Genomic DNA, 9752 nt, shown 5'->3' with positions numbered 1-9752 from the left:
AGATAGCTCACCGGGCACATGTGACCAACCCGGTTGGTGCTCATCACTTCCCCAACCCGATGCGCGAACTCGTTCGTGCTGGTTCCTGGGAGCACTTCGCGCCAATGCCGTGGGACGGTGATGATCATCCAGTGGCAGGCTGTATCCACCAGCAGCCAGGCCGTGGTGATCGGCAGGCCCGCATTGCGCAGCAGCGCGACGACTTCGGCCGAGACACCAAGCGCTGGGGCGATCTGCGAGTCATCGGGCGGGCGGCCGGTGGAAGTCACCGGCCAGATCGGGTTGTCGCGGTAGGTGATTGCCTCGATCGTGTAAACCGGCTCCGGGGAGGTCTCGGGAAGCGCGTATCCGTGGAACTCGGCGTAGGGGCCTTCGGTGGCGTCACGGGTGATCGAAACATGACCTTCGATAACGACTTCCGCGCTCGCAGGCACCTCCAGATCGACGGTTTCGCACCTGACGACTTCGATGGGTTCACCATAGAGCGAACCCAGAAAGGTTCCTTCGTCCATCTCGGCCGGAATGGGCATGCCGCCGATCATCGGCACCCCGGGATCACCACCTTGGACAACTGCGAACGGCATTGGCTCGCCGATCTTTTCCCATTCGGCCCAGATCATTCCGATATGTTGTTGCGGCAGGAACAAGCCGGTCATGTGCTGACCGTCGATCATCATGATCCGCGAGATCGACCAGTTGGTCCACCGCCCGTCGGGGGTGCGCGCCACTATGACACCCCACGTGTTCAGGTAACGGCCGCCATCATCGGGGTGTATCTGCGGTATCGGAAAGCGATCCAAGGTCGCATCGGCGCCGAGCAGAATGTTCTGCTTGCACGGCGCCACATCCCGCGAGACCAGCTTCGGTGGAATCGGTGCATTTCCATGCACCGCGGCTAAATGTTCGACCAAGTCGTGCGCGCTCACATCATGAGAAAGACCCAGCGAAAGCGCGACGCGGGCCAAGGGATGCCGGGGATCACTGGACAATGCACCCGGTGCCCCGAGCAACCGGAATCCCGTAGGTGCACCTTCGACGTTGTCGAACAACGGCGCCGGCCGCCCCAGCTCAGTCGACCGCCGCGTGATCGCCGCCGCCTCCAACACCGCACTGACCGGCCGGTCGATATGCTCCACATCGCCCAACGACTCCAACACATCCAGATAACCCCGCAGATCACCAAACCTAGCCATCAGCGCTTCACCACCTTCAAACTCGACGCCTTCGCACCCGACACACCACTCCACCGCTTAGCGGCCGGCGATTCGATATCAAACTGGTCCAAAATGCGGGCCACGATGTGATCGACGATGTCGCCCACACAGACCGGATGGTTATAGAACGCCGGCATCGGCGGCACGATGCTGGCACCCATCCGAGCCAGCGCCAACATGTTCTCCAAATGAATCTCACTCAACGGCGTCTCACGCGGCACCAGCACCAGGCGCCGACGCTCCTTTAACGTCACATCGGCCGCCCGGGCAATCAACCCATCGGCGTAACCCGTCCGGATCGCCGCCAGCGTCTTCATGCTGCACGGAGCGATCACCATCCCATCCGCCCGAAACGAACCCGACGAGATCGCCGCCGACTGGTCATCCCACGAATAAACAACATCAGCCAACGACTCCACATCACCCGCCGACAACCCGGTCTCCAAATGAATCGTCGCACGCGCCCACCGCGACACCACCAAATGCGCCTCCACATCAGCACACCCCTGCAGCTGACGGAGCAGCTCGATGCCGAGCACCGCACCCGTGGCCCCCGTCATACCCACCACAAGGCGCTTCATCCAGCCACTCCCAGCACACGTCGCGCAATCAACGACTGCGCGAACGCTTTACGGGAGTTGCGCCGTCGATCGAGGACGACGTGAAAGGCAGTGACGAGCGCTGGGAGCAGCACCGGCCACAGGATCATTACGAATATCACGATTGGGAGGAGCATCACATCACCTACTTTTCTTCCGCGAAGCGGATCGGGGCGTCTGCGTTTTCAAGGCCCACGCAACGTTGCGTGGTTCTTGCCCGGTAAGGGGCCAGAGTTCAGGGGACAACCACGTGACTCGGTCTGTTCTGTTCGGTGAGGGCCGGCCCGACGATCGGCGCCTCGGCGCTGCGCCCGCAATTCGTGGCGGTAAACGCCGCGGCACCGCGGACAACAAGGCGTTCCGCTCCCTCACAACCACTGCTTGATCTGTCGATGCACCGCATCGTCATTGCCCAGGACTTGTTGTTTAACAACTAGATTGGGCGCGAATCTGCTCGCAACCCAGCGGCCCGCCATGATGTCAACGCGCAGTAAGCAGCCGTCGCGAGCGATTACATGGCCCGTCGCATGGGGCATGATCATGGCGTTCTCCTTCGTGGTCACTAACGCACCCCATGCAATCACCGCAGGTCATTGACGGTTAGCCCCGAAAGCGGGTGTCTTTGTGCCCCGAAAGGGGGATACGACCTGTTCCCAGCCCCCTCCGAGTGCGAGCGCAGCCGACCCGCTCGCCGCATTGGCGAGCGGTACCTGTCAGTCGATTGAAGCTGGCCGCCGGTGCCAATGCCGCATGCGAGGCACTTTCGTGGCACTCGCATTACGCGTAGGGGTGCTTTACTCACCCCAACGGGGCATTTGACTGCCGAAGCCATTGACCCATCCACGCGTCCACCACACGCTGGTGGTACCAGATGCATTGCAGATCAACATATTCTGCGATGCCAACATCAATTAGCGCGAGGTGAACAAATGCACGCGACAGCGACACTAGTCAAGGAATCGGCAATCAGCGGCGAGGATTTTCGGTTGGCGATGCGCCGGCTGGCTGGCGGGGTCAGCATCATCACCAGTGCCGGCCCGGACGGTCCTTTGGGGGTGACGGCCACCGCGGTGACGTCGTTGACAGCCGAGCCTCCCAGCGTCCTGTGCTGTTTGAACCGCTCGCTGGAATTGGAGGCGGCGGTCAAGGAGACCGGCAGGTTCGCGGTGAACATGCTGCGCGCTGATCATCACGATCTGGCGCAACGCTTCGCCGGCATGCACGGGGTGCGTGGTTCCGCGAAGTTCGATCAGGGCGACTGGACAATCCTGCAAAGCGATGTTCCCGCCCTCTCGGACAGTCTGGTCGGCTTCGATTGCCGCGTCGACGACATCCTCGAGGTAGGGACGCATTCAGTTTTCGTCGGCCTGATCACTGAAGCCAATTTCGGGGAGGCGGGTGACCCGTTGGTGTACTGCAACGGCGCCTTCGCCAGCTTACTTCCGCTGTGAGCCACAGTGCTCGCAGCACAGCCGTGATGAGTTGTCTGGAAAGGATATTGAAATGACCTCTGTACTAATCGTGGTCTCTGCCGCGGATCGTTGGACGTTGAAAGATGGCACCGGCCATCCCACTGGCTATTGGGCCGAGGAGCTGGCCGAACCGCACAAGATCTTCGCGTCGGCCGGCTGGGACATCACTATCGCCACACCGGGCGGGGTGGCGCCGACCGTCGACCGGCTCAGCCTTGGTTTGGTCGGTGGCCTGCCGCCAAAGACGCGAGCAGTGGCCGAGTATCTGCGCCAACACGATTCGGCGCTGGCCCATCCGAAAGTGCTGGCCGATATCGATCCCGCCGATTACGACGTGGTGTTCTACCCAGGCGGCCACGGCCCGATGGAGGATCTGGCCGTGGACGCCGACTCTGGCCGCCTCCTGACAAATGTGCTGGACTCCGGTCGCCCGCTGGCATTGCTGTGCCATGCGCCCGCGGCCACCTTGGCCGCACGTCGGGAGGACGGGACGTGGCCGTTCGAGGGATATCGCATGACCGCGTTGTCCAACGCCGAGGAGCGACTGAACCTCTTTGCACGCAAGGCCCCTTGGCTTCTGCAGGACCGACTGATTGAGGCTGGGGCGGTTTACCGCAAGGGGCGCCTGCCCCTACGGCCCTTCCTGCAGGTCGACCGCAATCTGTACACCGGTCAGAATCCCGCGTCCTCGGCGATGCTGGCGCACAAACTGGTTGCTGATCAGGCTTCACCGGCCTTGCATGTCTCGGTCAGCCGGGTTATCCAAGCCGATCCGCTGACGGTCTATGACCACCTCAGCGATATCACCACCATCGGGGAACGCAGCCCCGAAACCCATGCCGCCAAGTGGATGACCCACGGTAAGAAATTCAAGGGTTACAACCACATTGGTCCGCTGTACCGGTGGAGCACCGTGTGCAAGGTCACCGCGGACGTGCCCGGACGCGTGTTCGCATTCGATGTCGCCTGGCCATCAAAGACCTCGTGGCGATACGAACTCACCGCCGTGAACGACGCGACCGAGGTCACGCTGACGATGACCAAGATGCAACCCCAGGCCGCGCCCGTGCTGGCGATTCAACGCATGGTTGGCGTCCACGACCGTGCGCAACATCTCCGGACGGGGATGGATCAAACGCTGGAACGCTTGGCCCAACAGCTGCAGCGGACCAATGCGCGCCCCACCACGCGGACCAAATAGCTAGGGGCTAAACCGATGCCCAATCTGGGTTTCTATCTGACTGAGTCGGCGCAGATCTATCCGGACGCTGCGGCTCTGCGCTGTGAGGGCGTGACAACGACCTATTCAGATCTGGCCGACAGCGTCTGTCGATTCGGGGAATTCCTCGTCCACCAGGGTGTAAGGCCCGGCGACCGGGTCGGGGTGATGCTGCCCAACCGGCCTCAGTTTGTGGTGCTGTATTACAGCGTGCTGCATGAGGGGGCAGTTGTGGTGCCCATGGATCCCCGTCAAAGCGCGCGCGACGTCGAATTCCTTCTGTCCAACACCGGCGCGAAGATGCTGTTCTTCGCGCCCGAGTGCGCCGCGGCAGCAACTGCCGGTGCGCTAGCCGCGGGGGTGCCGGCTTTGGCGGTCGACGGCAATGCCCTCGCGGAATACGCGGCCAGAGTAGCCGGATTCGCACGACCACTGCCTCGTGCAGACGACGATACCGCCATTGTTCTGCACACTTCCGGCACTAGCGGCTTGCCCGAGGGCGCCCAGCTCACCCACGGTGATCTGTGCCGCAATCAGGCGGTCGTGGCGGGCAGCCTGCTCAAGCTCGAGCCCGACGATGTCGTAGCGGCGAGTCTGCCATTGTTTCACGTGTTCGGCATGACCTGTGGTCTGCTCGCCGCCACATCCGCGGGCGCCACACTGGCGCTACTGCCCCGGTTCGACGCCGGAGACGCACTGAGAATGATTGCAGCCGAACGCGTCACCGTATTCCTGGGCGTTCCTGCTATGTATGTTGGCATGCTTGCGGCGGCCGAGCGCGATGATGTCGACCTCAGCTCGCTGCGGGTCTGTGTCTCCGACGGCGCGGCGATGCCCGTGGCGGTGCTGCGCACCTTCGAGAACCGTTTCGGCTGCAGGGTGCGAGAAGGTTACGGCTTGTCGCAAGCGTCGCCGGCGGCGTCCTTCAACCGTCCCAACGGGATTCGTAAGGTTGGATCCATCGGCGCGCCCATCGATGGCGTTGAGATCCAGACACTGCGGTAAATCGATTCGACGTGCCTGGCGCCGACACCTACACCTCGGCGTCGGAATCAGTGAAGTCAGATGCCCGCCCGCGCGGCGATCTCATGCGCAAGCACGACCAGATCATCCACAGTCTGCGGGACGGGCATGCCGGAGGCGGCCCGATTGCGTGGATCCTGTTGCGCGCGAGACAGAATGCCTTCGGCGATGATGGCGATCTTCCACAACGCCAGCGCATGCCAGAATCCCAGCTCCGCGTCGGTCACATCACGGCCGGTCGTCACGCAATACCGTTCGATCAGATCGGCCCGGCGTGGATAGCCCGCCAGCAGCAGCGCGCGGAATTCGGGCAGGATGGCTTCTTCGTGCTCGGGCCAGTAGGCCAGCGTGGTGCCCAGATCGGCGATAGGGTCCCCCAACGTCGATAATTCCCAGTCCAGCGCCGCCAGGACGTCGCCACTGGTCGCCGACACCACGATGTTGCGCAGATGTAGGTCGCCGTGGACCAATGACAACTTCCGCGGGGGCGGGATGGCTGCGCGGGGAATTTTCTCACCCGTTCTGGTCAGTTTGTCGGCGCAACGATTGACTCTCACACTCCCCGCGCAACACGATTAATCCCGCAGACGCGTTATCACTGAACGCAATCCGATGACGCCAACGATGTCGAGAGGGCAGAAAGATGCAATCGATAGAGGGTACGTTGCGTGGACCCGATTTGGCCCGACGGATCGCAGTCCGCGACTTCCTCAACAAGGCCGTCCCCGGCCGTGGCATGTGCGCTTACGATTCGGCGGTCATCGCGGGCAACGGGATCGGCGCTCTAGCATTCGCCGGCTGGCTAGCCCAAAGTCCATTATTCGAAGGCAAGGTCACTGTCGTTGCACCGCCGGTTGTCGAATCCCGGCGGCTGATCAACGGTGTCAGTCTGCGTGGGCGCGGGATCGACTTCATGAGCGCCGCGTTGGACACGACACTCGACGACATCCTCGAGGTGACGTCCGGGTCCGCCGACGCACCGCCAGTGGCCTACCGTCAGACAGCCGCCATGGCCATCCGGCAAGGGCGGTCGTGGCGATTCACCAAACGGGGGCATTGGCAGAACGCATTGGCCGCCGAGCGACCGATCTCCTATGGTCTGCGGAACAGCAGGGTCGTTGCCGGTATGCGTGAACTAGCTTCCAAGCTGCCCATCGAGTTCGTCGAGGAGCGAGTCGAATCCGCCTCGCACCTGCGTAGCTTCAGCGCGGGACGGCATCCACTGCTCGTCAACGCCACCACCGTGCCCACACTGATCGGCGGTGAGGCCAAGCCGCCGAAACGGATGGTGTTGGGGGTGCAGGCACCGTTCATCGCGCCCGAACGCGGCGTGAGCTATCCGCTGGAAGCCCAGACCGCTTTTGCGCCTGCGGTGCGGCGCGCGGGCACGATCGACGTGGGGTACTTCACTCCCTTCCGGGACCCAATGTCACCGCGGTCCAGCTGGTATGGGATTTACGTCCGCGTTGTCGACCGCGACGCCCTGTACAACAAAGAAGCCGAGCACCGGATCATGACCGAGCAGCTGTTCGGCGTCGCACAGGCGATGAACCTGATCCCCGACGACCCCGAGGAGACACTCGGGCGGGCGCTGGTACCGGCCTCACCATGGGGCGCCGTGACGCCCTCGGCCCCCGGAACGCTGGAACTCAAACGGCATTACTCGGGTGGCGCACCCGTTATCTACGCCGACGGCATGGTGATGAGTCTCGTCGGCGGGGTTGTCGGGGCAGAAGCGGTGATCCGCGGAGTGAACCCCGACACCGCTATCCGCCGCGCTTTGCGGCCCTGGCGCCGTCACAACCTACTGTGGGTCCTTGAGACCAACAAGATACCGTTCGTGTCGGACATGTTGCTGCGTGCCAGCCCGGCAGCTGCGATGGCGTACCCGCATACGGCCGGACTGAATCTATGGGCTTCGGCCGCTTGACATTTGCGCCCGCATTGCGAAGCGTCCCGGGCGGGCGGAGCTCGACGCTAGACGCGGTACGACCCATTCCACCGGCTAATGGGCCGAGGAGGTCCATAATGATGCCCACAATGTGCGCGGAATTGTCGGCGCCCGCGCGAATTGGCGCGGTGCGGCAGCGGCGTCGCCTCGAGGAGCCTTTGTGCCGGGCGGCGGCGTTGATCCGTGCCGACGTCAATGTCGATCTGCCTACCTCGACGGTGCCTGCCAGCGGGCGTCCGCCGGAACACCTTGCCGTGCAGACTTCGAGGACAAGCGATGCCCGTTGATCTCTGGCGTGCATCCGGTGGCAAGCCCATGCGAGACAGCTGGGAGGCCACGTCCGCGGCATTGGTTCGTCGCTACCAACGCCTGTTCGCCAAGGCGGCCAACTTCCTGTCCGTGCACCGGTTCGACGGCATCGATCCTAAGCGGGACCGATTCCTTGCTGAGGTGGGCGCCTACGCGGACGAACTGCACAGCCAGTTGCTTCGTGCGATGCGTGACCACGCGATCTCCGGTGATCCGCGGCAGCTGGCGCGGCTGTGTGAAGTAGCCATCGAGCTGCAGGAAATTCGGTCCAGCCATCGCGAGGCCGTCGCCGAGGAGCGGCTGCACATGCTGACCAGCGGTCAAGAGGTAAGTGGGCGGCTGTCGCCCACGGCAGGCGTCAGGATGCTGCTCGAACGCGCGGCCGCCACGATTTGCGATCTCCCCGGACTCGAGCGCGGGATGGTGTTCCAGCGTGAGGGTGGTGTGCTGCACGCCGCCGCAACCGTTTTCGCCGACCACTCCGAATGGGCGAGGGACTGCCAGGCCCTCTCGGCCAGCACCAAATACGATCTGGTGCCACAACGTCCCGAGGCGCTGATCATTCGGCGCCGTTCCCCGGCGATCGTCACCGATGCCCTCAATGACCCCAACGCGTTTCAGCCGATCGTGCAGAAGATGCAGGCCGCAAATTACGTGGGCGCCCCGGTGATCGCTTATGGCGAGGTCGTCGCGACCATACATGGCGATGCTTATTTCAGCGATCGTCCGGTTGACGAGATCGATCGCGATGTCCTCGCCGCCTTCGCCGACTCATTGGGACAGATCGTCGAACGGGCGATGCTGATCGAACAATTGCAATTCCAGCAAAGGGTCGCGGAGCAGCTCGCCCGGTCGGCAAGCGGCCTCCTGGGCGGCGTGGCCGGCGATATTTCGCTGCTGGAATCCGATCAGCAAGCCCCGATCGCACCGTGGCAGAGTCGCAGCGAGGTGGTCTCCGAGCTCACCCGCCGCGAGTATGAGGTTCTGCAATTAATGACCAAAGGCGCCACCAACCGAGAGATCGCGACGACGATCTTCCTGTCGGAGGAAACCGTAAAATCGCATGTGAAACGGATCCTGCAAAAATTCGGCGTGGCCAACCGTGGGCAGGCAGTTGCGACGTATCTGGAAAGCCTGGATCGCCGTCCGGGCTCGAGTGGCGGCCCGCGCCGTGGCGGTGTGGGCGGGACGGGTGAGACCCGGTAATCGTCCGCTTACATCCGGGGTGCCAACTCAGCGCACAGATGCCGGTATAAGACTCGACTCGGCGGCGAGGATGCGTTCGCGGAGTTCTGCGGGGTAGAGGCTGTCGAAGGTGGCGGGGCGGGCTTCGCCGTCTTCGAGGGCGGTGAGTAACCCGTCGTGGATGACGATGGGCCCACGCCCGCCGTGCCGCTCTTCTTCGGTGTAGCACTGATACCACGGCAGGATCGGCACCTGCCAGTGCTCTTGACGCAGGTTCGGATGTATGCGAGTACCCAACGCCCACAGCACATCTGAAATATTCGATGGGTCGATGTCGTCATCGAACACATAGGTCACCGGACACATGTGACCGACCCGGTTAGCACTCATCAACTCCCCGATCCGATGCACGATCCCGGTCGTGGTGACCGCCGGCAACCGCTCGCGCCAGACCTTCGGCAACGTGACGATCATCCAGTGGCAGGCCGTGTCCACCAACAGCCAGGCCGTGGTGATGGGCAGGCCCGCGCCACGCAGCAACGCCAACACTTCGGCCGACACCCCCAATGCCGGGGCGATTTGCGAATCATCGGGCGGGCGCCCGGTAGCACTGATCGGCCAAATCGGATCGTCACGGTAAGTGATCGCCTCGATCGTGTACACCGGCTGCGGGGAGGTCTCGGGAAGCGCATACCCATGGAATTCGGCGTACGGACCTTCCGTGGCATCCCGGCTGATCGACACATGACCCTCGATCACCACCTCAGCCCCGGCCGGCAC

The 9752-nt window shown here is 63.2% G+C and carries 11 protein-coding genes; 6 read left to right on the top strand and 5 right to left on the bottom strand.

Annotation, left to right across the window (positions count from 1 at the left end; translation table 11 throughout):
* The 3 genes from VNW74_RS27675 to VNW74_RS27665 form a co-directional block, all read right to left on the bottom strand.
* On the bottom strand, nt 1-1193 hold a 1193-nt coding region (locus VNW74_RS27675), incomplete at its 3' end, for a UbiD family decarboxylase (protein WP_325682829.1).
* Complete coding sequence (locus VNW74_RS27670; RefSeq protein ID WP_325682827.1) at nt 1193-1795, bottom strand: non-oxidative hydroxyarylic acid decarboxylases subunit B; 603 nt, start codon at nt 1793-1795, stop codon at nt 1193-1195. The genes VNW74_RS27670 and VNW74_RS27675, both read right to left, overlap by 1 nt.
* A 386-nt stretch (nt 1796-2181) precedes the next feature.
* Nucleotides 2182-2376, bottom strand: a complete 195-nt coding sequence (locus VNW74_RS27665; protein WP_325682825.1) for a hypothetical protein — start codon at nt 2374-2376, stop codon at nt 2182-2184.
* A gap of 366 nt (nt 2377-2742) precedes the next feature.
* Between VNW74_RS27665 and VNW74_RS27660 the strand changes: the two genes are divergently transcribed.
* From VNW74_RS27660 to VNW74_RS27650, 3 genes are read left to right on the top strand one after another with little or no spacing between them, the layout of a single operon-like run.
* Nucleotides 2743-3264, top strand: a complete 522-nt coding sequence (locus VNW74_RS27660; RefSeq protein ID WP_325682823.1) for a flavin reductase family protein — start codon at nt 2743-2745, stop codon at nt 3262-3264.
* A gap of 52 nt (nt 3265-3316) precedes the next feature.
* Nucleotides 3317-4486, top strand: coding sequence for a DJ-1/PfpI family protein (locus tag VNW74_RS27655; RefSeq protein ID WP_325682821.1), 1170 nt, complete (start codon nt 3317-3319; stop codon nt 4484-4486).
* A 15-nt stretch (nt 4487-4501) separates the two neighbouring features.
* The gene (locus VNW74_RS27650; protein WP_325682819.1) at nt 4502-5509 is read left to right on the top strand and encodes an AMP-binding protein; all 1008 of its coding nucleotides are present in this window, start codon (nt 4502-4504) and stop codon (nt 5507-5509) included.
* 56 nt (nt 5510-5565) lie between these two features.
* Here the strand turns inward: VNW74_RS27650 and VNW74_RS27645 are convergent, their stop codons facing one another.
* Nucleotides 5566-6084 carry a phosphotransferase gene (locus tag VNW74_RS27645; protein WP_325682817.1) on the bottom strand — a complete coding sequence of 173 codons (519 nt, stop codon included), beginning with the start codon at nt 6082-6084 and terminating at the stop codon, nt 5566-5568.
* A gap of 86 nt (nt 6085-6170) precedes the next feature.
* Here VNW74_RS27645 and VNW74_RS27640 point away from each other — a divergent pair, with 86 nt between their 5' ends.
* The 3 genes from VNW74_RS27640 (at nt 6171) to VNW74_RS27630 (ending at nt 8993) form a co-directional block, all read left to right on the top strand.
* Nucleotides 6171-7457 (top strand): hypothetical protein, encoded by a 1287-nt coding sequence (locus tag VNW74_RS27640; protein WP_325682815.1) that lies wholly within the window; start codon nt 6171-6173, stop codon nt 7455-7457.
* A 98-nt stretch (nt 7458-7555) separates the two neighbouring features.
* Nucleotides 7556-7765 carry a hypothetical protein gene (locus VNW74_RS27635; protein ID WP_325682813.1) on the top strand — a complete coding sequence of 70 codons (210 nt, stop codon included), beginning with the start codon at nt 7556-7558 and terminating at the stop codon, nt 7763-7765.
* Nucleotides 7755-8993, top strand: a complete 1239-nt coding sequence (locus VNW74_RS27630) for a LuxR C-terminal-related transcriptional regulator (protein ID WP_325682811.1) — start codon at nt 7755-7757, stop codon at nt 8991-8993. Before VNW74_RS27635 ends, VNW74_RS27630 begins: the two co-directional genes overlap by 11 nt.
* A gap of 27 nt (nt 8994-9020) precedes the next feature.
* Here the strand turns inward: VNW74_RS27630 and VNW74_RS27625 are convergent.
* On the bottom strand, nt 9021-9752 hold a 732-nt coding region (locus VNW74_RS27625; protein WP_325682809.1), incomplete at its 5' end, for a UbiD family decarboxylase.

It is taken from the genome of Mycobacterium sp. (genome assembly GCF_035570115.1).
Classification (GTDB): Bacteria; Actinomycetota; Actinomycetes; order Mycobacteriales; family Mycobacteriaceae; genus Mycobacterium.
Note: the sequence above shows the minus strand (reverse complement) of the source record. Positions and strands in the feature narration are given on the sequence as shown.

Coding starts and splice junctions, on each gene's coding strand:
- VNW74_RS27670 (WP_325682827.1), bottom strand. CDS start 1,795: ATGAAGCGCCTTGTGGTGGGTATGACGGGGGCCACGGGTGCGGTGCTC.
- VNW74_RS27660 (WP_325682823.1), top strand. CDS start 2,743: ATGCACGCGACAGCGACACTAGTCAAGGAATCGGCAATCAGCGGCGAG.
- VNW74_RS27655 (WP_325682821.1), top strand. CDS start 3,317: ATGACCTCTGTACTAATCGTGGTCTCTGCCGCGGATCGTTGGACGTTG.
- VNW74_RS27650 (WP_325682819.1), top strand. CDS start 4,502: ATGCCCAATCTGGGTTTCTATCTGACTGAGTCGGCGCAGATCTATCCG.
- VNW74_RS27640 (WP_325682815.1), top strand. CDS start 6,171: ATGCAATCGATAGAGGGTACGTTGCGTGGACCCGATTTGGCCCGACGG.
- VNW74_RS27635 (WP_325682813.1), top strand. CDS start 7,556: ATGATGCCCACAATGTGCGCGGAATTGTCGGCGCCCGCGCGAATTGGC.
- VNW74_RS27630 (WP_325682811.1), top strand. CDS start 7,755: ATGCCCGTTGATCTCTGGCGTGCATCCGGTGGCAAGCCCATGCGAGAC.